Origin of the sequence: Pedobacter roseus (genome assembly GCF_014395225.1) — a bacterium.
Taxonomy (GTDB): domain Bacteria; phylum Bacteroidota; class Bacteroidia; order Sphingobacteriales; family Sphingobacteriaceae; genus Pedobacter; species Pedobacter roseus.
The window spans coordinates 2,429,890-2,455,313 of the sequence record NZ_CP060723.1 but is presented as its reverse complement, the minus strand read 5'-3'; the positions used below and the strand labels follow the sequence as shown (position 1 = coordinate 2,455,313).

The window sequence follows — 25,424 nt, the reverse complement described above, 5'->3', positions numbered from 1 at the left end:
CTAATGAGATTGCTTCGTACCTCGCAATGACTGATCATTTTGAAAAACCGATTTCAAGTAACTGGTATTTGAACTGAAGTTATATTTAACGTTGGTGGGCTGTTTGGCATCTCTACTTCTTTCTACTACTAACCAACCGCTCCAGCCCATATCATCAAGGGTTTCTTTTACTTTACTTAAATCGATTTTTGGATCGTTTTGTAACCAAACACCATCTTCATTGCTTGCATGAATCTGAACGATGTTTTTCTTTCCTAAAATCCTTAATTCTTCAAGTAAATCTCTTCCGTTTTTGATGGCATTTGAAAAATTGAAATAACTTTTTACGTTTTTTGAACCGATATCTTTGAGTAATTGCAGTTCACCTTTGGCATCTAAAGAAGTCTCTACACCGATTATAACACCAGCTTCTGCTGCCATTTTACCGGCAACTTTTAACCGCTCCACAATCGGTTCCCTAAGTTCAGGGTTTTTAACCAGGTCGCCCTGAATGCCCAATGGCAGAAAAACGACTTTGATGTTCATTGCTTTAGCCGTGTCCAAACAGTCCTGAATCATTTTTTGATAGGTCGGACGCTTTGCGAAAGATTGCGCGTAAAATCCGGTCATGGCCAATGAGCAAAACTCCAGATTCAGTTCTTTGGCTTTATCCAAATACTCTTGTCTGATTGTCTGATCTGCCAGTTTATTATCAAAGGTTTCCCTGTCACCTAAACCACCCATGTCGATTTCTAAACCATCTGCACCAATTTCTTTAGCAAGTGGTAAAGCGCTAATTTTTTGACGTTTAAGGATCATCAGGTCAATTACCGCAACTTGATACCTGTTTTTCTTTTCTGCAGCAAAAAGTAATTGATCTGGGATCATCAAAGCGCCAGTGAGCAAAGCCGCATTACCAATAAAAGTTCTCCTGTTCTGAGTTTCCATCTGTTATTTTGTTGTACTTAACGGAAAGAGTTTTTCCAGGTTTTCGAATCCCATCACCGCATTTTTAGGTAATTTTTCGCCCTTATCACCAAAAACATACATCGCGTTTTCCTTTTCGATGGTCACTTTGCTTTCGTCGTATTTGCCGGTTTTATCTTTAACAGCAGCGCCATTAAGTTTGAAGTTCTTGATCAGGAAATCGTACAATGCAATGCGTTTATTAATGCCGAAATCATGTTTTTCATTCGGAAGATGTACATTTTCAACTTTATCTTGCACACCATAATAGCTGTACATTTTTTGGAGATACGGAAAATCATGCTGGGGTGTATGTGCTGTCCAATCGCCACCATCCGAAACCAATAATTGTGGTCGCGGTGCTGCCATAGCAGCCAGTTCTACATTATCTGTCCCGCCTCCACATTGGTGGATGGGCATACCGCTTTCGCAAGGACAACCACCATAAAAGTATGATGACATGGCCACCACCGGAGCGCTTAGTTTAATCCTATCGTCCATAGCAGTCATTAAAATAGAGTGACTGCCTGCACCTGAACCGCCACTGATGCCGATTCTGCTGGTATCCGTTTCTTTTAAAGAAGAGAAATAATCTAAAATCCTTATTCCACCTAAAGCCTGCACGGTTTGTGCTAAACTACGGCGGTGGTCTTCATATTTAAACTGGAGCATCGATTCGCCCCAGGCAAATAAATCATAGCTGAAAGCCATTGCTCCCATTCTGGCAATGGTGGCGCAACGGATCTGGCAATCGGGTCTGTAGCGTTGTTTTTCCCAATGCCCATCCGGACTTAACACCACCGGGATTTTTCCCTTAACATTTAATGGTTTGTAAAGTGATCCGTTGATCCAGACACCAGGCAATATTTCTAATGCAATATTTTCTACTGAATAACCATCAAAAACTCTTTTTGCCGTGATAATAGGTTTTGAATTAGGTTTTGCAGGCAAAGGTGATAACATTAAGGCCTGATAAAGTTCAGGTTTGATTTCAGATTTACGTTTTTCCCAGCTGGCTTTATCGTGATATTTTGTCGCCAGTGTATCAAGATAAGCCCAACCATCCTGCACTTCCCATCGGTAATATTCGTATTCTTTAAGTTTGTAAACGCCGGGTTTTTCCTTGTTTACTTTCATATCCAATGGCATCAGTACATTGGTTAGTGTTTCATCTACATCGCTTCGGAAACGCCATTCTGCATAGTTTACCCATTTATCTTTTACCTGAGGCTCCGAATACTTGATCTGTACTTTAAACCGGGTCTGGATTTCTTTGAGGACATCAACCAAGGGTTTTTTGTAGAGGTTGTCGGTGTTTTGGGTTTGGGCGAAGCCGTTATTTAAATAAGATAGGTAAACAATAAATAATATAGCTAAGTATCTACACACCCTGCCCGTCATTGCGAATGCTGATTTTTCATCAGCCGAAGCAATCTTTCTTGACAGGATAGATTGCTTCGTCGTGCCTCCCCGCAATGACAATCGCCATAACCTCGAAATTATACATCTAATAGCATTTATCATTTTAACCCTCCTCGTTTTTAGTTTCGGTAATTACCGGCGCGGTATAACCTTTCAGTTTTGGCCAAACACCATTTTCAATTCTCTTTAGTTTTAATTTTGATGGATCTACCACTACATGTTTGATTTTTTCTCTTCTCCAGGTGTAAATGAAGTGTAGCAAGCCATCGCTGGTTTGGATCACTGCCGGATAAGAATACTGACTGATCGGCGAATCTTCTAAAATCAATGCCGCGTACCATTCTTTTCCATCTTTGGAAATGGAAACATTTAATGGTGTTCTTGGTCCTTTGGCTAAATCGCCGGGAGGCAATACATGGTTGTACACTAAAACATGGCGACCATCTTTCATGGTTACGGCATCCGTTCCCGAATTGTTATTTGGCAAAGAAGTTTTGGTTAATGGCGACCAGGTTTCTCCGTTATCTGTAGACCAGGATTCTGCAATGGCACGGTTAGCGGTTCTGGCTAAAATTTGCAGTTTGCCGTTTCCATGCTGTAAAATACTGGGTTGAATGGCTTTGATTCCATTTTCGGGCAACGGACCAATGGTTCTCCAGGTTTTGCCATTGTCTTTGGTTACTTCAAAATGGATTTTCCAGCCGTCGCCTTCTTTGCTTGATGGCGCAAAAAGATTTCCATTACTTAATAAAACTGGTTTATTTTTCACCGGACCGATATAACCATCAGGCAATTTAGTAGCATCCGACCAGGTTTTTCCACCATCTTTTGAAGTTCTCATCATACCCCACCATTCAGAAGGTTTAGGTCCGATTTTATAGAATAATAACAGATCTCCGCCGGGCACCTGATATAAAACTGGATTCCAGGTTGGTAATCGCTTACCTTCCGGTTGGATACCATTAGCTACCGAAACCGGTGCTAGCCATTTTCCATCTACAAAACGGCTGATGTAAATTTCAACATCGGGATTACGCTCTTTTGTCCCTCCAAAAAATGAGGCGACTAAACCTGTTGGTGTTTCGGCGATTGTTGCAGAATGGCACGATGGAAATGGCGCTTTATCGTAAAGGAATTCCTGTTTTACAATGCCGGTTTGCCACTTTTCTACCTGGGCATGAGCGGCAATTACTGCTACGAAAACAAGTCCTAATGTGATGTATATTTTTCTTTTTAACATAATTATTTCATTAATCTACCCGCTGGCGTCATTCCCAGCTTGACTGGGAATCCTAATGCATTAGCACTGCATATCCTTTGCTTTAAGATTAGCTTCGCTGAGCACTGCGTGGTTCCCGCCTGCGCGGGAATGACGATTTGGCTAAGTAAAATGCCTACTGTTTAGCTGCTTTCTCCTCTTTTATTTTTTTAGTATACGCACTGTAAAGCGCTCTCCAGCTGCGTCCGTTGTTATTGAGTAATTGTTCTGATTTGGTTTTGTAAATTTCGAAAATTGCAGAAATTTCTTTCATACTTTTATAATCTATAGCTTGCTCACGGGCCTGTTTTAAGAAAGATAAAATTTTTGCTTCTTCATCTGCCGTTAAATCAGGAACGATTGCTTTATAACCTTTCATCGTAAAAGCAACCTTTCCGATGGTGTATTTATCCAGAATGGTTTCCAGCTGTTCTGGTGTGAGGTTTTTTCTTAAGTCGTTTATTAAAGCTTGATGCACAGTTGAAGGCATGGCAGAATCGGCAATAATTTGCTTATCCAGATCGCTTAATTTATTTCCCGTTACAGGATTGATGCCATCAGGAACGGTTGAAGATGGATGATCATTGTGCCAATCTCTAACGGTGGTTAAATGGACCATGATGGCAGTTTCTACCGCAGATTTTTTAGTAGCATCGGTTAAATTCAATGCAGCCACCCATTCTTTTGCCCTGGTTAAAATTTCTTCAGGCACTACTACATCTTTGGTCTGACTGAAGACACTTACTGAAGTAATCAGTAAAGTTATAGTCAGTAATGGTTTTAAAAACTTTCTCATAATTGTGTTTTAATTTTTTCGTCATTGCGAGCCTGATTTTTCATCAGGCGAAGCAATCTACTCTGCAAAAGAGATTGCTTCGTCGTGCCTCCTCGCAATGACGACTATTTTATCTTTATTTCTCTTTCGCCATAGTTCGTGTCGCCACGAACCATTATTTTATTTCTGCTCCACCACGAAAGCATAATCACCCGAGCCAATTTCATAAACGGCTCTATTGTTTTCCATTTTTATAAATTTTAAATCTTTAACCGATTTTATTTTTTCTGAAACTTCATTTCTATTATTTGCAGGAATATACACCATTGCCGTTGTATTTGCGGGTATGGTTACATTCCATTTAAATTGATCTGCTGTTTTGGTATAACTGCTTTTTATCAGGCCATAAACCGAATTATAGCTTGCATTTACAGAATTTAAGCCGTTTATCATTTCAGGTTTCATCGTTATCTTTTTGAAAGCAGCACTTTCGGATTTGATTCCAGCCAGGTTTTCGTAATACCAGATTAATAAATCGCCCAACATCATGACGTGGTTTTGGGAATTCATTTTTGGATCGGCGGTATTTCCATTCCACAATTCCCAGATGGTAGTAGCGCCATTTTCGACCATGTAACCCCAGCCAGGATAAGTTTTTTGAGTAGCCACCGTGTATGCCAAATCTGGTCTGCCGTAATCGTTCAAACAGCGCATTAGCCACTGAATACCCACCAATCCATTGCTTAAATGTCCTTTATTGGTTACTTCTACTGTGTTCGTGATGCTTTTAAAAACGGTTTCTACTTTACTCTGAGGAACCATCCCGAAATAAAGCGGAATGATGTTATCAGTTAATGCATTTGAAGCATAATAGCCTTCTTTGTTATAATATTTTTGGTTGAAAGCATCTTTGATCTGATTCCCTAAAAGCTCATAGTTTTTTACATCTTCTTCGTTGCCGATGGCTTTCCCAAACTGGATCATTAACTGGGTAAAATGATAATAATAAGCTGTAGAAATTAGCTCAGAGGGATATTTTTTATCAGCACTCTTTCCTCTTCCAGACTCAATAGTAACAGGCGGCATACACCAATCGCCATAACTATCCTTGGTGAGGATATAATCTTTCATATAGCGGTCTTGCATGTAGGCCAACCACTTTTTCATTGCCGGATAATTATCGCGGACAGCAGCAACATCGCCCGTTTGTTTGTACAGCATTTCTGTAACCAAAAGCATGGCCCCGGGCCAGGTCATGTTATCACTGTAATACCTCCAAAATGCTGGAGCAACATCAGGAATAGCACCATCTTCCTTTTGCGAATTCCGGATATCTTGCAACCATTTTGCATAAAACCTCCCATTATCAAAAACAAAATTTTCTCCGTAAGCTACCGCGCCCCTATCGCCCAGCCAGGGCATGCGCTCGTTACGTTGCGGACAATCAACCGGAATGCCTTTATAACTGCCCGCAATTCCCCACCAGGCATTTTTAAAAATCTGGTTCGTTAATGCATCTGAAGTTTCGAAGGTACCCACCGTTTTGATATTATCGTAAATCATTTTTCCTGCGAAATCATTTACGGAGGGTTCATAACTATATCCCGAAAGCTCCACATACCTGAACCCGCGATAGGCAAAAGTAGGTTCCCAGGTTTCCGTTTCTCCACCTTTTAAGGTATATAAATCGGTGCACTTGGCATTGCGGAGATTTGCGGTAAAAAGCTCACCATTCTCCTGCAAGGATTCTGCAAAGCGCAGTTTAATCTGTTTTCCTTTTGTCCCTTTTACCTTAATTTGCAACCAACCCACCATATTTTGCCCCATATCAAGGATATACCTTCCACCGGCTAATTTTGAAATTGAAACCGGTTTTAGTGTATTCATTACCCGCATATTTTCGTTCATCTGTGCTTCAATGGTTCCTGTTGGTTCTTGCACAAATTCGGCTTTTAACCATTTACTGTCATCAAAACCGACTTTATTCCAACCTTGAGCTTCTTTTGTGGCATCATATTCTTCACCGTCGTATTCGTTGTTGGCCCTGATTGGTCCATCGGCGGTGCCTTTCCAGCTATCATCGGTATCAATGTTTGCAGTTGTTCCATCCGTGTACACAATATTGATGTTCAGTAGCATTTTCGGGAAGCCAAATGTTTTGATTTTATATGGTTTTTCATTTTGACGCATGGCGAAAAACCGGCCATTGCCCAAAATTGTACCGATGGCATTTTTACCATTCTGGATGTAATTGGTTACGTCGTAGGTATTATACTTTACATTTTTGGTGTAATCAGTTGGCGATGGAGACAAGACATCTTCTCCTACTTTTTTACCATTGATGAAAAGTTCATATAAACCTAAACCAATAATCGACGCCGTGGCAGATTTGATCTGTTTTGTACTCTGAAATTCTTTCCTGAAATACCTTGCTGATAAACGCGAATCTGTTTTAATATTATCCCATGGAAAAGCCCTGTCGAAACCAATCCATCCTTTGGGCCAGTCTTTATAATAAAGCAAACCCATCGAAAAATAATTATTCGCAGACCATTCACTTTGTCCTGCATTGGTCCATGTTTTTACTTTCCAAAATGCTTTTAGCCTGCTGTTGAGTGGTTTTCCGTTATAAGTAATATGAATCGATTCTGATGAATTTACTTTGCCTGAATCCCATAAATCACCCTCATTTGCTTTTAACTTTTCCGCAGATGAAGCAACCAGGATCTGATAAGCGGTTTGTATTACATTACGTTCGTTGGAAATGATATGCCAGGCAAACCTGGGTTTTTGAACATCAATTCCCAGGGGATTTTCGAGCATCTCGCAGGTGGTATGCTGCAACGCGATTTGTGCCACCACTTTTGAAAAGGGTAGTAAGCAAATGCAGATGATCGATATGTAGGTTTTAATGTTCATTCGTTTTAATTGTAATGTTTTAAGGTTGAAAGGTTGTAATGTTCAGGGTTTGCCAGGCGCCCAAATGTTTTAATATTTAAACTTTCTAAATTTTTGATTTCTCTCTTTTTTCGCTTCACGGTTTTTTGCTTTTCATTACCTCATACATTTTCCATTTTACCTCTTTTATTCGCTTCGCGGTTGATTACACAGGTTTTTGGATTACACTGATACTTCTTTATTTATTTTAGTGTTTTAATGTTGAAAGGTTTTAATGTTCTAGGTTTACTATGCAACCAAAACGTTTCAACATTTAAACTTTCCAACCTTGCAACCTATTTCCCCGAAAAATCAAAATACAGCGTCATATTTAATGACCTGGTCGGGTCTTTATCAAAATCATAGAATACATGTTTCATGCCCATTGGTCCGGTGGTTTCTGGTTTTTGTGTTTTGGTACCGATTGCAGAAATGCCATTCATAAAGGAAATATCTCCATTCGGGAATGTTGGACTCATGTTATCGTATTCGGTATCTTTTGATTTTTTTGGCGTAAATAACCTTAAAAAAACATCTTCACGATCGGTTACCACTTTAAATGATTGCTGTTTGCCAATAAATTCGCACCAATACATGTTCGAGTAATAACCCTTAAACTCGGGATATTGCCAGGGCGCCTCGCCAGTGGCCGAGTTGTTGTAATCCTTTTTCCAGATCCCGAATTGGGTACCTTTCATCCTGTTTTTCCAAACGCGGTAAGGACCGCTTCCTTTATATTCTACAGCTTTGATTTCAGTCTCCGGATAAGAAAAATTAAGGCCTACGAAAGTGGTAAAATAAGCAGATGGAAAATATTTTACTTCCATTTTTAACCAACCCGATGGGTAAATGGTCCATTGTAAAGTATTCCAGCTTTCTTTTTTATCGAATTTAGATGAAATCACCAGGTTTCCATCTTCCATTTTTGTAGTGAAATTTTTAAAATTATTTTCTCCTTCCTGTAAAACCGGACCGTTTGAAAACGGAATGATACCCTTTACGTTTTTGGCCTGTTGGAGCAAACCAGTGTTTTTATCAAAGGTTAAATCGACTCCGTTCGCTGAAACCTGATAGTTTTTGGCTTCCTCTTTTAAAATTACTTTCGAAGAACCAGTTTTAACAACTATTTTTTCGGCATCATCCTTTGGCAAAGCAATTGGGAAACTCCAGGTAAATAATTCTTTTCCATCTGGTCCGTTTGCAGTAAGGTAAAAAGCGTCGAAATTTCTCCAATCAGCAGGAAGATTGATTTTTAATTTTCCTTTTTCAAAAGGTTTGATATCTGGCGCATCCGCTTTTCCTGTTTTAAATTCAGCATCCTCACCTGCTTTTAGTTTTTTCAATTTCCAGCTGAAAGTACATTGATTAAGGTTGGTAAAAGCATAACGGTTTTCGAGCAGAAACGAACCATCAAATCCAGCAGTCATTTCTCTTTTCTCAACAAAAACAGGACTCCAAACTTCTTTAATGGTATAAAAACTGCCTTCTTTTTCGTGGTACGGACCAACAATCCCGTCAGGGCCATGGTTACCGTCGGTATCCAGTTCGCCATTTTGATCAGTACGAACTACACCCTGGTCGGCGAAATCCCAAAGAAAGCCACCTGCAGAAAGCGGATTGTTCCACATGGCATTCCAGTAATCTTCAATGCCTGCACCATGACCTCCATCCCACATACCATGCAAAAATTCAGTTGGCATTAAAATATTATGTCCATGATCGTAGTTACCAATTCCGTAATTAAATTCGCGGTAATGCGTAGTTTCGAAACCGCCAAAAACCTCCCAGGGATGAATTAACGGACGTTTTTGTATATCTTCTTCAGCAAAAAGATGATCCAGTTCGCGGTTGTGTCCACCTTCATTTCCATTTGCCCAAAAGATAATCGAAGGATGGTTTTCGTCATTCAACATCATTTCTTTCATCAATTTGGTACCCGTTGGTGTATCGTAGGTGCCATGCCAGCCAGCCAGCTCGTCCATTACAAACAATCCCAGCGAATCGCAAACATCCAAAAAATGACCATCAGGGGGATAATGCGACATCCGAACGGCATTCATGTTCATTTCTTTCATCAATAACACATCGGCAGTACTGATTTTTTTACTCGTAGTACGGCCTGATGATGGATAAAATGAGTGACGGTTTACGCCTTTGAATTTCATTTTCATGCCGTTGATGTAAACACCATCGCGTTCTTTTACTTCAACGGTTCTGAAACCTATATTTTTTGAAAACTGGTGAATTTCCTTCCCGTTTTTAATTAAAGTAAATGTAGCGGTATAAAGATTTGGAAACTCTGTAGACCATAAAGCCGGATTGGTGAACTGATGATTAAGCGTTATGATTTGCGTTCCTTTCTTAATTGACGTGCTAAACCTATCGCCAAAACGTTTTCCATCTTTCGTAAAAACTTCTACTTCAACTTTATCCGCATCGCCTGTGTAAGCTAGTTTCGCATCGAAATTTCCATTGGCTTTGGCATCGATCTGAATTCTATCAATATGTGTTAAAGGTACCGATTCAAGATAAACAGGTCTGAAAATACCACCAAAAATCCAGAAATCCGCTTTGCGTTCTGCTTCGTTAACAGATTGATTGGCAGAATGCTTGGATACTTTCACTTCTAGTAAATTATCACCTCCCAGTTTTATTAATTTCGAAATATCATATCTGAAAACATAAAAAGATCCCTGGTGGATTTCTCCAGCCAATTTTCCATTGATTTTTACCTCAGTATCAGTCATCGATCCTTCAAAAACAATATTGATTTTTCTGTTTTTCCAATCTGCAGGAACCTTAAAACTGTATTTATAAAGCCCTTGTTCTTTGCCTTTATTTTCTTCTTTATTAAAACCGTAATTGTATTTTCCAAAACCCTGTAATTCCCAGTTCGAAGGTACTGGAATGGTTGTCCACTTGCCCGAATTTGCACCAGCGGTACAAAAGAAATCCCAGTTAACGGTATTGTCGTTCCCCGTTCCGGATAGATATAGTTTTTCTGTTTGCTGTGCCTTTGCGCTACAGAACATTATTGTTAAACACCAGAAAAGTATAAATCTGAGTCTCATTAATTTGTTTTAAATTGTTTGGTTAATGGATTATCGGTTCTGAAAGGCATTGCAGGTAAACTATTACTGTAAAAATTTCCGGTTGGATTTTCGCTCCAATTGTAGCGCACAGCCACGGGGGATTCAATCTCTTTTGCCGAAACAACAACTTTTCCGTCTTTAACAATAGCTTCTGCATTAATGAAATTACCCTCTTTTCCGGCAATTGTAAATCCAGTGATGGAAGATAAATGATCAGTTTTCAAGTATTCAAAATCAAGGATTGCCTTGTCCCCAACAAAAGAAACACTTTTGTAAACGGGACCTGAAAAATCTATTTTTTGGTTGTAGGTTTTACCTAAAGCCAATAGCGCTAATCTTCTGCCTACTTCCCATTTATAAGTTGGATGTAAATCTCCACCGTTATCATTCAAATCCGAAGTAGAAATCATGCCGGTATTTGGCAAGCGCAAAATCTGCTGTTGAGCCTCCCAAAAGTTGGGTTCAGTATCAGCTGTTAAGATAACCTTATCGCTTTTTTGCTTACTGTAATCATAAGGTGCAATTTGCACATAATAAAAAGGCAACTGCTCGCCCCAGGTTTTACGCCAAAGGTTTACTAATGTTTTTAATTTGTAGGAATAACTGATGTTTTCATTCAAAAAACAGTTTGTTTCGCCCTGATACCATAAAAAACCACGGATTTTAAATTTCGCAAGCGGCTCAATCATTGGTGTATAAAACTTTCCGGGGTCGTTGCTAACTTTTTGTTTTGTAAAATAGGCTTCCTGTGCAAAAGCTTCTGGTGCTATCCACGGTTCGATGGCGCTACCAGAAACGGCAGAAGAAATCATGCCAATAGGTACACCCAATTTCTCCTGAACTTCTTTAGCGAAGAAATAGCCTACGGCCGAGAAAGCACGCAATGCTGAATCTTCTGCCACTGCCCAGCTTTTATGAGTGGAATCAGGTTTGCTCAATTGCTTGCGATTTACAAGAAAAATCCTGATTTGTGAATTTTTAGCTTTTTCCACCTCGTCATTGGGGAAACCCAGTTTTTCATTCTTAGGATTAGGAATTTTCGCCAGCTTTCGCATTTGATATTCCATATTTGATTGCCCGGAACATACCCAAACTTCGCCAACCAAAATATTGGTTAATTCAATTTTATTTGTACCTGAAATCGTCATCGATTGTGGTTTAGCTGATGTTTTTAAAGGTGCTAACATAACCGACCAGTTTCCATTTTTATCGGTAACTGTTTCCTTTTTCTGACTCGCAAAAGTAACCTCTACTTTCTCATTTGGAGAAGCGTAACCCCAGATATTAATGGGTTTAGCACGTTGCAAAACCATATTGCTCGATAAAATTTGTGGCAATAGGATTTTTGCGTTGGCGGTGAAGGAAAATAAAGAAAGAAGGATAATTAGTGCCGTCATTTCGAGCGAAGTGCAGCGCAGTCGAGAAATCTGTTTAACTTGGTTAAAAGATTCCTCCACTGCGGTCGGAATGACGTACTGGAAAGATTGCTTCGTTTCGATGAAGGATCGAAAACTCGCAATGACGGACGTCTTAAAAACTGCAAATTGCAAACTGAAAACTGAAAACTGTCTCAAAATCCCTCCGTTTTTAAATATTTAATTGAATAAACTGCTTCTTTTGTCGATTCGCCTGCATTTTTAAGATCATAAGTCTGATCGGCTGGTGTATCTACATCAGGGAAACGACGAACATCGCCCGTGCGGAAAACAATACGCGAAACATCAGCCACAGGCTGAAAAGCCAAACTGGTCAGCACCTCTTTTCCGTTGACAGTAATCGTGTAGAACCGCGTAAAAGCATCTAACTTCAGTTTGATATCATAGCTTTTTCCGGCTTCATACTTCATGAAATTTTTATAACGCGCTCCGGCTTTTGCACTTAGCGTTCCAGCGCTATCAAAAGTTAAACGAACGGTGGCGGTTCCTTTTGCATCCTGTAATTCAATTTCCAATAATCCAAAGTCGTTCTGTTTTGGTGTAACCGAGAATGAAGTCATGATTTTGCGGGAGGCAGGAAACAATCTTTCTGCCTTAGCATAATCGAATGGATCTTTATCTCTCAATACCAAAGCGCCATTCTCAACTTTAACAGGTGCCCAAAGCGGACTGTATATGTTCCACAATTTGAGTACTTTATCAGCAGGTAATTTGCCGAAATCATCGTTAACATGCTGCGTAGCTTTATCGCTAACCGGTACAGGAACCGAAGAAACCCAGATATCCTCTTTGTTCATGCTATAGGTTACCCATAATTTGCCATCTGCTGGTTTTCCATTACCTTCTTCAATGCCACGAACATATTGCGGACCATAAGACTTGTAATTTCCACCATAACGCATAGGTGTGATTTCGCCATTTACCAACAATAAATTGGTATAATCCAAACCATTTTTACTGGTGGATATGGCTAAAGGCCACCTATATTCTGAAGGATTATACACGGTTGCATAATTGCCATCCGAAGTTTTTTGTCCCCAGATTTTAGCATTGCTGTTTACAAAACCGGGTGCACGCGAAGCGTTTTCAGGCCAGCTTTTGCCATTATCGGTACTGATTGCGGTTAGGGCATTTTTCCATAAACCCACCACTCTGCCATCCGGTAAATGGTAATAGCTGAAGGCTTTATATTGTTTCTGTAAAGTGATCAGCGGATCTTTTCTATCCGCTTCTTCATTCCATTGTTGCGTCATTAACTTGTTTGATAACAATTCATTACAGGCTTCAATGAAAGCTTTACTTTTGCTTTTGGTGTATAGCGGGTATTTGGTGTTTTTCTCAGAATATCCGGGATTGTAATGAATAAAATAAATCGGTCCATATTTTCCATCAAGCTGAATTTCCCTTACAGCCCTACCGATTCCATGCCCGTCGTTGGGATCGTCTTTTGCATCAAAACTAATGGCATAAAAACCCAAAACGAGGAATACATTTTTAGTGGAAACATAAAAACCCATTCGTTGGTGCATTACGGCATCCAAATCTTTCGCTACATCGGTTCTACCCTCTTTTGTCGTGCCATCAGGAATGCGGTAAATAGGGAAAACCACTTCAGGTTTGGTCCAGGTGTAACCATCTGTTGAAGATTGCACTAAAGTTTGTCCTGGCGGGATGCTCTCGCCCACTTGATCACTTAAATATTCGATGTAAAATTTGTTGTTCCAATAGGCTAACATTGGTGCGTGGTTGTAAGTCCAGCCAAAGTTTTCGGCAAGTTCTGGGTGTTCGCGGTTTGCCCTGAACGTTTGGATGCTGTGTACGCCCATCACTGGCGAAAGCTGCCCGTGGTGATAATCGGCATTTACCAAAGTTTTCCCTGTATATCGCACGGTATCCTGCGCCTGCGAGGATGATAGCGCAAGTGCAAATGGCAGGGTTGAACAAAGTATCTTAAATGTATTCATGTTTTTAGTTCATTTTGTCATTGCGAGTTTCCGATTCTTCATCGGAACGAAGCAATCTTTTTTGCTATGCTTTCGCTCATTCTAAACCTCGTAGGTTTTTAAAACCTACGAGGTTTGTAACCGCTATTTCAATAAATTCTCAATCACTTTCTTTTTCACTTTTATAATCGTTCCGTGTTTATGCCCTTCTGGGATCGAAATTTCTGCTGTTACATCTTTAAAAGTTTTAAAATCTGCTGTTTTGTAAGCCGAATAAATCTTTTGTCCGTAAGCGTCGAAGTAGATCAGCCAATCATTTTTAACTTTTACTACCGTTGGTCCTTCTGTTAATTTAGGACTAAAAGTTTCCGAAACATTTTCATACGGACCTAAAGCCTCTTTTGCAAAAGCAACCTTCAAATTTCTGTTCGGACGGGTATTATCTTTTAAAACGAGTACATAATCTTTAACCGCCCGTTTCACAATTACCGCATCAATTACACTGAAACCAGGATCTAAGAAGAGTTTAGGCTCCGAAAATGTCACAAAATCCTTTGTGGTGATGCTGTACATGCGGTGGTTGTTTTCTTCCTCTTCCATTCCCTTTGCAAAACGAAATGGGATGGTTGAGGCCCAGATAATCACATATTCCTTTTTCTCGTCATCGTAAAAGATTTCCGGCGCCCAAACATTAACGGTTTTAGGTTCTTTTTCCATTACGGGAAGAAATTTCTGCTCCGTCCAGTGGATCAAATCTTTTGAACTGGCATAACCAAAACCCTTATCGCCCTTCCAGCTACAGGTCCACACCAGGTGAAATGTTCCGTCAGGCCCTTGCACGATGGACGGATCGCGTAAAACTTTCTGCGTGCCCACTTCGGGTTTTAAAAAGGTTTTATTTAAATCTATCCAATGGTAAGCATCGTAGCCGTACAAAAGCCTTAAACCTTCATTCGCGGGTTCGTGAAAAGAAGTGAACAAATAGGCTTGTTTGGTGCAGGAGCTTAATCCGCACAAAAGCAGGCCAATTATGGCTAAACGAAATGATGCTATGGAATTGGATTTAAACACTGTTTATTCTTTCGTTATTTTTATTTTTTAATTTCCGTCATTCCCGCGCAGGCGGGAATCTTAAAGAGTTTGCATTAAGATTCCCAATCAAGTTGGGAATGACGATCTGACTAGTTATATCCCCTCCAACACCAACACCCAATCATTACCATTTGCTGGTTCTCCGGGTGGGTTAAATTCTTTAATACCTTTATTTTCAAATTCACCAATTTTTGTGATTTTGCCTGTTTTGGGGTCAAACCAGGATGCTTTTATTTCATCATCATCAATTTTACCCATTTGTACACTGAAATTGCGTCCTGTATAAGTGTAAAGCAATGCAAACTCTTCCCCTCTTGTAGCAAGAATCCTGTCGTACTTTTCGCCGTTTTTACCGGCAATTAAAGTTTGGTCGGGTATTCGGTCGAAATATGGATGTGCCAGCATTAAATCTTTTAAATATTGCATCTGTTTTGCACCCGGAGCGTTAATGGCAGTGATCCACTGGTCTTTTGGACCATAAGCAGGTTTTAAATCGGTTTTTTTATACATCTGCATCACCGAATTATGGCCGTAAGTGTAACCAAAAGCACCTGCAAAAACAGACCAATAACCATATCTTCTTACATCGGCATCTGTCCAGCGGGGTTGTGTGGTATCGTGCAAACCTTGAGGAATATCCTCATAAGATGGTTCCCCATCAATGGTTGGTTTGGTGGGTTTCAATTTATAATCAACTTCGATATATTTCCAGTTATCTTCGCCATAATGCAGTTTTTCGTTTTTAGAAGTATCCTGATCATACCGGCGGTGACCAGATTGAACCATATCAAAATCGCACCATTTAGCCTTTTGAAACCATTGCGATGAAGCTGTTCTTCCCCTTGGGTGGAAAGTAATGAGGTGATTTGGATCATTGGCCCTTAACGTTTCGCCGATGGTATTCCAAACATCTGCACCGTCACTTCCTTTAATATCGCCACCATTTAACCAAATGATGTTCCATTTATCTTTATAACGTTTAGCTAAAAACTCAGAATAAGCCTTTGCCTGCGTTTTATTTACTTTTTTATTTTTTACATTGGTACCCCAAACCGGAACCAAGGCCATATAAAGGCCTCTTTCTGCTGCCTGGTCAACAATATAATCCACATGGTCCCAATAATCGTAAGCCACTGAATCTTTTGGGTCATTGCCCGGCGTAAGCATCGGCTTTGAAACATCGGCATGAACAACTGATGAATCTAAATATACATTCCTTGAGGGCACATCGTGCAGTAACATTACCTGAATTACATTAAAATCTTTCTGTTTACGATCTTCGAGGTAAGTGATCGATTCTTCGCGGGTTAACCGGCTGAACAATAACCAGGCTGTATCGCCCAACCAGAAAAAAGGTTTACCGTCGCCAGTGGTCAGGTATCTGCCATTTTCAGAAACCAGGAGGCTCTTATCTCCAAAATGAGGCTTTTTCTTACAGCCAAAAGCGACGCAGGAAATAATAGCAAGTAAAAATATGTTGGTTTTAAAGTTCATGTTAAATTTTATTGATGATGATCACTTCGTCGCCTGCTGCTGCTTTATTTAATTTCACTACGGATCCACCGTTTATTTTCTCTTCTTTAAGGGCTTTTCCCGTTTTGGTATTCAATATTTTTACATTAAATTTTCCAGAAAATTGACTTAAATCGAGATTGATGGCTTCGGTAGAGGCGTTGTATAAAATATAGGCTTTGCCTGCATTTTCCAATCCGTACTGCTTTGCTGATTTCCCCGCCGGAAGAAATGGTTTAGTTGTTGAGGCCAGATTTAAAATAGAAGCATCTATGCCGTTTACGTTAGATAGCGAACCTCCGGCCATTAAAATAGCCCATCCGAAACTGTCAAAACTATCTCCTAAATAAATCACTGCCTTTTCAGGGAATTTGTTTTTGTATTCGGATACCGCATGGTAAACTTCTTCAAAGGATGTTTTCTTCGGTTTTAGCAAACGGGCATGCTGACGTGGAGCTAAACTCAAGCCACCCTGTGGTGCATAAGCACTTCCATCGGCCTGGTAATGCCAATAACGGATGTCGATCAGGTCTACTACTCCGGCGCGTTTTGGATCTGCCAAAATCGCATCCTGAACATCTTTGGTCACACTTAAACCGATAATCGGGTGTTTGCCTGTTTCTTTCTCCCATTCGTTAATGGTATCGATCCAGAACTGAACAAAATGTAATGGACCCGTAAATTCGGCACCAATTAACTGGATTACGCCAGTATTACCGTTAAAATTTTCTAAACATTTTCGGATGTAAGCTTTATGAATCGCCCTGCGGTGCTCATTGGTGATGTCGTAAAACTGCTCGGCCATAAAAATGCGCTTATCGCCGGCATAAGGCACAGGTTCAGGAAAACCCGTATTATTGATATTGTTTGCGGTGCGCCAGGGGAAATCGGCATAATGTGCGCCAGCTTCAATAATATTGTGCTGAAAATAATTTTCGTGGATCAATACCAAGCCTTTCTGATCGGCAAGATTGGCAAATTGCTTTAACCTGTCCCAATACCAAAGGTTGTATTTGGTGATGTCGTATTTACTCAAACCATCCCAGGCTTTATCCTGTCCGCTACGGGCGAAAGGTAATTCGTAAAAAGGTGCCCAAACCTCGCCATCCATGCGACGGATGCGTTCGTGATCGTCTCTTCTCCTGTCGTACCAAAGGCCATAGTTATGATCAAGCACCTTAACCGAACCATTTTTCATCGAATCGGTAATTTCCTCAAGATCATCGGTTAAGCCATTTCCGGAACGGCCAGGAACAAAACGGGTGACATGAAATTTGGTGTTTTTTAATCCATACGGACGCGCACTTCCGTTCCACCAGGGCACATCCTGGCGATCGCCCACCACAATTTCATTGCCACGTACCAGCCAGCCATTTTTAATGCTCATTGCGCTTGCCAACGTTGGCTGAAGAACCTTATCTAAACCAATTTTATCAATATTTTTTGCCTGACCAGCATCTGTCGGGATTTTATTACGATCAGAAGCGGCGTCAATATATTCTGAAACCGTTAAAGCAGCTTTATAAGCCAGTTTTGTGAGTTTTTGGGCTACATCAACAGGCGGACTGCTTGATGCTTCCGTTTCTACCGGAAGAACAAAATTTCTGGTTTCTGCATCGTTACCGATCCGGTCTTTTAATTGAGCATAATATAAACTGCGGGGCTGGATCTGCTCGTTCGACATGTCCCAATAACCGTTTCCGGCAAATTGCGACCAGGTACCAAAAGCCCAGTTTTGAGCAGTTGGTGGCTGAAAATTATCAACCCTTGCAGCGCTACATTGCCAAAAAACACTGTTCGCGGCACTCCAGCCTGCGCCTTGTCCATCTTGTCCGCGGTTTAAGTAACTTAAAGCTTGTCCATCTATATTGACAATATCGAATAACACACCTGATGCCCAACTATCAATCGCTCCACTGAAACTGAAAGGTAAATAAGACTGACATTGAACGAAAACATTTGGTCCCGGAGCACAGAAACCCACTGCAAAGTCGTGATAACCATATTCAGAATATAATCTCTGGAAAAGCGTTTGCTGTCCGGTGGTTAAAAAGGTAAAACGGCGTTCGCCACCAATCTCAGAAACCGGTGCAAGTGATTTACAATCTTCAACGGTAATTTTTTTAGCGGTTTCGAGTACATTCACGGCAGAACCTGCAAAATGCTCAAAAACCACCTGACGCACCCATGCATCTTCTACATTTTCTAAACAGATGGCTGTCCAGCGGTGGTATTCGTCTTTAATATTTTCTTTATGGTAATCTGACTCAATTTTTAGGTTTTCTACACCCGATTGAGCAATTCTGCCCTCCCACTGGTATTTTGAAACAGTGCCACCACCATATTTGGCATCCAATGCAGTGGTAACCGGCGCATCAAAAGTAATGATTGATCCGTTTATTGCCGTAATTTTACGGTCCCAATGGATATCCCTGGTTCCTGGTTTCCAGCCTAAGGCACTTTCGCCACCACCAAATTCGACTGTTTTTAGGGTTTCAATCCATTCTTTAGTTGAAGGACGGTTGATGACGATTTTATCGCCAACTTTAAGGCCGTTGGTATTGGCTAAGGTAATTTTATTTGCATTTACAGGCACATAAGCATCTGTAATGGCAACTGGTTTTTCTTCAATGCGGTTCTTTTTGCCTAAAATCCTGATGACGCCAATGCGATCTAAACCCGTGGCAAAAATTTTGGTGCCGTTTTCGCCAAATCCGCTGCCACGTAGCACCACACCAGAAGCGGTTAATTTTAATGTTCCGGCAACCTCGTAAGTCCCTTTTTCCAATAAAACCGCGCCACGTAAACCATCTTTCCCGACAGGCAATTTTGAAACATAATTAATGGCCGATTGAATCCTCAAAGTGGCATCACCTTTCGCAGCAGGAACAACAACTTTTATTGTAGCAGCTGGAATGGCTTTTTCGCCTGCCATGTAACCTGCATAAGAAAAATCGGAAATGCGGTTCCCTTGTTCATCCGGGGTATAAGCCATTTTACCATCTTTGCCTTTGTAGATGGGTTTTGGTGGCTCAACAGGCTTTGTTTTTTGCGCAAAAGACAAATTTGCAACTAAAAGCATGATGCCCATCATGGCGAAGGTTTTTAGTTGTATTGCTTTTGATATATGGTTAGTTTTTGGCATATTTTTATTATTTGACCACAAAGGCACGAAGACACCAAGATGCATTTCTTTTTTGTTATTCGTCATTGCGAGGCACGAAGCAATCCTACTACTTTCGCTATTAAACCCATAGCTTTGAGATTGCTTCGTGCCTCGCAATGACGATTTCTCTACGGCCTCACCTTATTAACATCCACCAGGCTATTTAAATATACTTCAATATTCGAATAACCTGATTTCGAAATTTTAGCAGCGTCTTTTGCATCTTTTGGGTTTAAACCATTTTTAGTTTCCCAGGCATCGGGAATACCATCATTATCAGTATCCACAAAAGGTTTACCTTTATATTCAGGGTAACCGCCAACCTGGGCGATATCAGAAATAATGCCTTTTTTGTAAGAATCGGCTGGCAAACGGCGTTTTACATAACTTTGTTTGGCAGGCAATTTACCATCTTCAACATGTTCAATTTTACCGGGTGTTACTTGTTTAATAATCCGTTGGTCTACCGCGTCACGAACCGGTAATGAAGCTCCGGCATTGGCCAAAACATAATCGTAAGCTTTTTTGGTATCGATGATGGAAATCTTGGCCATAGGTAAAGGTTGATCCGTACGGATGGAATCCAATAGTTTCTGTTTATCTCTTTTGCTTTCAGGCTGTACACCACCATCCCAGTTGTTTTTGGTTACTTTTTCGTTTCCTTCAATGATATTTCCGGTTACATAAGCTTTACCAAATTCGTTGGTGAACTTTTTATCTCTACCCGATTCAGGTTTTAAGATACGATAAGAAATCGGTTCTCCGGCAGGAGTAATAGGCCCTGGTTTGTAATAATTGTTGATGAAGCTATAAAATGAGACATTATCGCCACCATCGGCACTTCTGTTCCACCAGTTGAAGATCACATTATTGGCAAAACCAAAATCGCCATACATGCCCACAGATGGATTTCTGCTGATGTTTGATGCCCAAAGGTTACGCATAAAAGTGGAATTTAAACCACCGATTGTACTTCCGAAAGCGTGGTTATAGGTATCCAATGCTTCAGAAAAGATTGAATTTTGGATGGTGACGTTTACAGTAGGCAATTTAACAGGTTTAGAACCGTCTTGAGGATCATATACATGGCGGTAAATCGACATATTTTCATCCAGTCCCCAGCTTGCCGAAACGTGATCGATAATAATATTTCCAACAGGATTACCGCCTATAGCATCATCTCTTCTGGTAACATCGGTTGCCCCACGGCGGAAACGCATATAACGGATTACCACATCGTGGGTATTGACCCATACCGATTCGCCGGCGATACATACGCCATCACCAGGTGCACTCTGACCAGCAATGGTAACATAAGGTGCGCGAATGATCAATGGTGTTTTTAACCTGATGATCCCGGAAACGTTGAACACAATAATTCTTGCTCCACCCTGTTCGCAGGCTTCACGTAAAGTACCTTTGCCTTCATCTTCTAAACTGCTTACCACATATACTTTGCCGCCACGGCCACCAAAAGAATAAGCACCTCCACCTTCGGCTCCCGGAAAGGCCACCATTTTAGATTGAGGCAAATCGCCTGGTTTAGCTGCCCAAGGAATATAGGGTTTACCATGTTTGGCATCTTCATCCACAATGGATTTTACCTTTAAAAACTGCTTTTCCGATTTATCTTCGATGCTTTTCAAAAGTGAATCAGCTTTCTTTTCCATCGCTTCCGGAATAACCGGATATTGGGCAAAAGCAATATTTCCTATTCCACAAAGTGCGATGATGCTAAAAATTGAATTCCAGGTGCGCATTTTAGTTTGGTTTTACAATGGAAACAGGAACTACACTATTCAAATAAACTTCGATGTTAGAATAACCACTTTTGGTGATTTTTGAGGCATCAGAAGCATCTTTCGGGTTTAAACCGTTTTTCAGTTCGTAAGCATCAGGCATACCATCATCGTCTGAATCTTTGTAAGGTGTTCCTTTATATTCCGGATAACCACCCACCTGTGAAACTTCAGTAATAATTCCCTGTTTGTAAGAATCGCCAGGTAATCTGCGGTGTTCGAACTGGAAAGCAGACGGTTTGGCATCAGGATGCACCTCGATTTTACCTGTGCTTACCTGTTTAACTACACGGGTATCAACCGGATCTCTTTTTGGTAAAGTAGCTCCTGCATTTGCCAATACGTAATTTTTTGCCTGTAAGGTAGGTATAATGCTGATTTTTGGCATCGGGAAGGGATCTTTTGCCTTCATCGCTGCGAAATATTTACTGGCTTGCTCGTAAGACATTAGATTTCCTTTTTTATCTTCCAGCTGTACACCTCCATCCCAGTTGTTTTTGGTTACTTTTTCATTGCCATCGATAATATTTCCGGCAACATAAGCTCTTCCGAAAACTACATAAGGCAATTTACTGCGACCAGATTCGGGCTTTAAAATTCGGTAACTGATCGGGTCTTTTAATTCGGTAACGGGACCAGGTTTGTAAAAGTTATTGATGATATTATATTGAGCAGTATAATCGCCGCCGTCTGTAGAGCGATTATTCCAGTTGAACACCACGTTATTGGCGAAATTGAAAATACCGTTCCAGCCGATTGACGGGTTACGGGCACCATTATCAGCCCAAAGGTTACGTACAAAAGCACAGTTTTCGCCCCCTAAGGTTGAACCAAATGCATGGTTCCAGTAATCTAGTGCTTCAGAAAAAATCGAATTTTGGATGGTGATATTCACCGTTCCCAGTTTTTCTTCTGTTTTGCCAGTACTATCGTTGTACATGTGGCGGTACATCGACATGTTTTCGTCTAGTCCCCAGCTTGCAGAAACGTGATCGATCATAATGTTACCCACCGGATTTCCACCAATGGCATCATCTCTGCGGCCTACAAAGGTTTCGCCCCTTCTAAAACGCATAAAACGCACAATTACATCGTGTGTGTTTAACCAAACCGATTCGCCAGCTACACACACACCATCACCCGGAGCCGTTTGTCCGGCAATGGTAATATAAGGTGCACGGATAATTAACGGGGTTTTTAACCTGATGATCCCTGCCACATTGAAAACTACAATCCTTGCGCCGCCTTGTTCACAGGCATCACGCAATGACCCCGGACCGCTATCATTTAAATTTTTTACTACGATTACTCTACCGCCATGACCACCAAAACTATAAGCGCCTCCGCCTTCAGCCCCCGGAAAGGCCAATAATTTAGATTGTGGCAAATCGTTCGGTCTGCCAGCCCATGGGATATATGGTTTGCCCTCGCCTGCTTCTTTAGCAATAATAGGCTTGGCTTTTTCCCAGGCAATGTCCGATTGGTGGTAAGCTTCTTTCATCATCGAATCGGAAGACTTTTTCACATCGGCAGGGATATTGGGATATTGTGCGAAAGAATAATTAGCGGAGAGCATTAATGCTGTTGTGAACAACAGATTTAAAAAGTTCTTTTTCATTTGTGTTTTGCCCGTTAAAGAAGCAAAAGAAATTTAGCTGATATTTTTTGATTGGTGAAATTGTCAATCGTGAATTTTATAAAAATCGGCTCATTTCTGTTTATTTCTTTGGTTATCAGTTTTGGTTAGAAAGTATATTATATTTCAAAATTGCACGCAAAAATTGGCTGTTTACTGTATAATTTTGGCCAGGTATTGTATCATCTTTTCATTTGGTTAAAATGGCTGTAACAAATTAAATTCATTTCCACAACCGTGTTACAAGATAAAAATAATATTCATATATAAATGTAACATTCTTAAATGAAAAAAAAGGAAACAAATTAATGTTCCCTTTTTCTAAAAACCAAATATAAAAAACCAGGGCGGCGAGCAAACCGCCCTAAGATCTTTTTATTTCAGTGGATCGAACGTGCCAGCACCATTCATACTATCCCAACCTGTTGTTTGTTGCAGGTAAGGACTTGCCGATAATACGGTTTGATTGATTCCAAAGAAATAATATTGAGGATACCAGGTAAATTTCCAATTCGCTGGACTTGTTTTGTCAAGATCATCCCGAACACTTACCTTAAAATAGTTATCGTAAAGATAATCAAGGTATTGATCGTATGTTGTTATGCCTGCAGGATAGGTTGCGGGGTCTCTGTCAATTAACGGAGCCGTTCCTGTAGCAGGTTTTAGTAATGGATCATTTGCGCCAACATAATCTGCACCTGCAGTTGTTTTAACGCCAATATAAAAACCAGTTCTGCGGGTACCGTTTAATGGAGCAAAACCTAATCTGGCTGTAGTTGTGCCTGATTCAAATAACATCCATCTCCTTAAATCCCAAAAACGTTTACTTTCATAAGCAAACTCTATTTTTCTTTCATTTAATACGGCTGCAAATAATTGGTCGCGGCTTAAGCCATTTCCAATACCATACGAACCATCGGTGCCCGCTAAAATACCTGCTCTATCTCTTATTGATTTGATTCCATCAAAGCCTTCGTTCAACTTATCTGTTCCAATAGCCGATTCGGCTAGGTTAAGTACTACTTCAGCGAATCTTATTTCCATATAATCTGTCGGACTATTGCTAAAATTACCGATGGAGTTGTTCGCGTTTGGATTATTTGCTTTGCATAAATAGATACCACTAGCATTGGCGCCCTTAGCTTCCGTAGTTCCATTATAACCTGCTGTAGCTGTTTTTTTCCATACATAAGTCCATTGTTTATAATTTGTTGCTCCGCTATATGGCCAGATGGCACCGTTATATACAAAAGTTTTATAAAAGCGTGGATCTCTATTTTTGTAAAACTTAGCATCAGAATATGGGTAAGTTGAAGATGAAGCTGTAATCGGTTTACCATCTCTCATCGGGAAGGCATCAACAATCTGCTTGGTTGGCGATATTGATCCAGCCCCATTAATTTCACGCGAACGTGTAGCCTGTTCCCAGCCATTGTTTTTTTGTGGGTTTCCGGTGGTTAGCGCATTGAAGCCAAAAGCGAATACAGATTCGATACTGTTATCAGCTGTGAACATATTTCCCCATGCCACACCGTTTGTAGTTCCACCTACTTTATACAAACCAAAACCATTTGATTCTAATAAGGTTTTTGCTGCTAAATTTGCCTGGTAAGCTCTTTCCCAACGGGCCCGGTCATCAGTACGGTTAAAAAGTGGACTAGCCCATGTTAACAGTACCCTACCTTTTAGTGCTGCAGCTGCGCCTGATGTAATTCTACCATTATCTACGCCTGTCCATTTTCCTGGTAATAAAGAAATTGCCAGATCTAAATCTTTAACAATTTGTTCAATACATGCTGAAGATGAACTTCTTTGTATTTCATTTGCTGGACCAGAAGAAACAATCGGGTCTTGAGGTGTTAATACTAATGGTACACCACCATACAATTTAACCAGTTCGAAATATTGCCATGCTCTCCAAAAGTACATCTGTCCCTTAAATTTATTTGTAATATCTGTAGTTAAACCATGTTTGTCAATTTCCTGAAGAAAAAGATTAATCTCTTTCATGCGTGTCCAGGTATTATTGGCTACGCTGCTTGGCAAACGTTGACCAAAGTATTTCAATGCATTTGTATTCACATAAGAAATCTGTGCCCATTCTTTATTCCAGTCTGTTTCGCCGGCCAGTTCATCAGTTGTTTGCGTAAAGGCCGAACTGTAAGTGCCGTTATCGGTAGCACTCTGTACCTGAACATTCGGGGTTCCGTTATTGGCAGGTAAAAACAGGCCATAAACATAATCTACATAACCCTGAGCTAATGACGCTTCTTGAAAAACCTGCTCATTAAAGCCTGCGTAATCTTTTTTCTCTTCTAAAAAACTGTCTTTGCAACTGGCACTTAAAACAACCAGTGATACCAAAACATATATTATTTTATTCTTTTTCATGTCTTTAAAATTTAATAGTA

General features: G+C 40.4%; 14 protein-coding genes. All 14 read right to left on the bottom strand.

From position 1 onward, the window contains the following. Positions 1–927, bottom strand: coding sequence for a sugar phosphate isomerase/epimerase family protein (locus H9L23_RS10250; protein WP_187594866.1), 927 nt, complete (start codon positions 925–927; stop codon positions 1–3). Positions 928–930: 3 nt separating this feature from the next. Beyond that, on the bottom strand, positions 931–2,469 hold the full coding sequence (locus H9L23_RS10245) for an acetylxylan esterase (protein ID WP_246474904.1): 1,539 nt from the start codon (positions 2,467–2,469) through the stop codon (positions 931–933). Position 2,470: 1 nt separating this feature from the next. Then, entirely contained in the window at positions 2,471–3,607 is a 1,137-nt protein-coding gene (locus H9L23_RS10240) for a sialidase family protein (protein WP_187594865.1), read from the bottom strand. A gap of 154 nt (positions 3,608–3,761) precedes the next feature. Continuing rightward, positions 3,762–4,421, bottom strand: coding sequence for a DUF3826 domain-containing protein (locus H9L23_RS10235; protein ID WP_187594864.1), 660 nt, complete (start codon positions 4,419–4,421; stop codon positions 3,762–3,764). Between the two features lie 159 nt (positions 4,422–4,580). Further along, positions 4,581–7,319 carry an alpha-L-rhamnosidase gene (locus tag H9L23_RS10230; protein ID WP_187594863.1) on the bottom strand — a complete coding sequence of 913 codons (2,739 nt, stop codon included), beginning with the start codon at positions 7,317–7,319 and terminating at the stop codon, positions 4,581–4,583. A 314-nt stretch (positions 7,320–7,633) separates the two neighbouring features. Beyond that, positions 7,634–10,408, bottom strand: coding sequence for a glycoside hydrolase family 2 protein (locus H9L23_RS10225; RefSeq protein WP_187594862.1), 2,775 nt, complete (start codon positions 10,406–10,408; stop codon positions 7,634–7,636). Then, complete coding sequence (locus tag H9L23_RS10220) at positions 10,408–11,826, bottom strand: sialate O-acetylesterase (protein WP_246474903.1); 1,419 nt, start codon at positions 11,824–11,826, stop codon at positions 10,408–10,410. Before H9L23_RS10220 ends, H9L23_RS10225 begins: the two co-directional genes overlap by 1 nt. Positions 11,827–11,999: 173 nt before the next feature. Beyond that, on the bottom strand, positions 12,000–13,829 hold the full coding sequence (locus tag H9L23_RS10215) for a sialidase/neuraminidase family protein (RefSeq protein WP_187594861.1): 1,830 nt from the start codon (positions 13,827–13,829) through the stop codon (positions 12,000–12,002). 123 nt (positions 13,830–13,952) lie between these two features. Next, the gene (locus tag H9L23_RS10210) at positions 13,953–14,879 is read right to left on the bottom strand and encodes a glycoside hydrolase family 43 protein (protein WP_246474902.1); all 927 of its coding nucleotides are present in this window, start codon (positions 14,877–14,879) and stop codon (positions 13,953–13,955) included. 114 nt (positions 14,880–14,993) lie between these two features. Next, a complete protein-coding gene (locus H9L23_RS10205) occupies positions 14,994–16,394 on the bottom strand; it encodes a glycoside hydrolase family 140 protein (RefSeq protein ID WP_187594860.1) in 1,401 nt (466 codons plus the stop codon). A gap of 1 nt (position 16,395) precedes the next feature. Next, complete coding sequence (locus tag H9L23_RS10200; protein ID WP_187594859.1) at positions 16,396–19,557, bottom strand: DUF6298 domain-containing protein; 3,162 nt, start codon at positions 19,555–19,557, stop codon at positions 16,396–16,398. Between the two features lie 149 nt (positions 19,558–19,706). Beyond that, positions 19,707–21,338, bottom strand: coding sequence for a polysaccharide lyase (locus H9L23_RS10195; protein ID WP_187594858.1), 1,632 nt, complete (start codon positions 21,336–21,338; stop codon positions 19,707–19,709). A gap of 1 nt (position 21,339) precedes the next feature. Then, positions 21,340–22,995, bottom strand: coding sequence for a pectate lyase family protein (locus H9L23_RS10190; RefSeq protein WP_187594857.1), 1,656 nt, complete (start codon positions 22,993–22,995; stop codon positions 21,340–21,342). Positions 22,996–23,388: 393 nt separating this feature from the next. Beyond that, positions 23,389–25,404 (bottom strand): RagB/SusD family nutrient uptake outer membrane protein, encoded by a 2,016-nt coding sequence (locus H9L23_RS10185; protein ID WP_187594856.1) that lies wholly within the window; start codon positions 25,402–25,404, stop codon positions 23,389–23,391. Positions 25,405–25,424 lie beyond the last annotated feature (20 nt).

What these genes read in the sequence shown, in the direction of transcription:
- H9L23_RS10250 (WP_187594866.1), bottom strand. Translation starts at nt 927, where the DNA reads ATGGAAACTCAGAACAGGAGAACTTTTATTGGTAATGCGGCTTTGCTC.
- H9L23_RS10245 (WP_246474904.1), bottom strand. Translation starts at nt 2,469, where the DNA reads ATGATAAATGCTATTAGATGTATAATTTCGAGGTTATGGCGATTGTCA.
- H9L23_RS10240 (WP_187594865.1), bottom strand. Translation starts at nt 3,607, where the DNA reads ATGTTAAAAAGAAAAATATACATCACATTAGGACTTGTTTTCGTAGCA.
- H9L23_RS10235 (WP_187594864.1), bottom strand. Translation starts at nt 4,421, where the DNA reads ATGAGAAAGTTTTTAAAACCATTACTGACTATAACTTTACTGATTACT.
- H9L23_RS10230 (WP_187594863.1), bottom strand. Translation starts at nt 7,319, where the DNA reads ATGAACATTAAAACCTACATATCGATCATCTGCATTTGCTTACTACCC.
- H9L23_RS10225 (WP_187594862.1), bottom strand. Translation starts at nt 10,408, where the DNA reads ATGAGACTCAGATTTATACTTTTCTGGTGTTTAACAATAATGTTCTGT.
- H9L23_RS10220 (WP_246474903.1), bottom strand. Translation starts at nt 11,826, where the DNA reads ATGACGGCACTAATTATCCTTCTTTCTTTATTTTCCTTCACCGCCAAC.
- H9L23_RS10215 (WP_187594861.1), bottom strand. Translation starts at nt 13,829, where the DNA reads ATGAATACATTTAAGATACTTTGTTCAACCCTGCCATTTGCACTTGCG.
- H9L23_RS10205 (WP_187594860.1), bottom strand. Translation starts at nt 16,394, where the DNA reads ATGAACTTTAAAACCAACATATTTTTACTTGCTATTATTTCCTGCGTC.
- H9L23_RS10200 (WP_187594859.1), bottom strand. Translation starts at nt 19,557, where the DNA reads ATGCCAAAAACTAACCATATATCAAAAGCAATACAACTAAAAACCTTC.
- H9L23_RS10195 (WP_187594858.1), bottom strand. Translation starts at nt 21,338, where the DNA reads ATGCGCACCTGGAATTCAATTTTTAGCATCATCGCACTTTGTGGAATA.
- H9L23_RS10190 (WP_187594857.1), bottom strand. Translation starts at nt 22,995, where the DNA reads ATGAAAAAGAACTTTTTAAATCTGTTGTTCACAACAGCATTAATGCTC.
- H9L23_RS10185 (WP_187594856.1), bottom strand. Translation starts at nt 25,404, where the DNA reads ATGAAAAAGAATAAAATAATATATGTTTTGGTATCACTGGTTGTTTTA.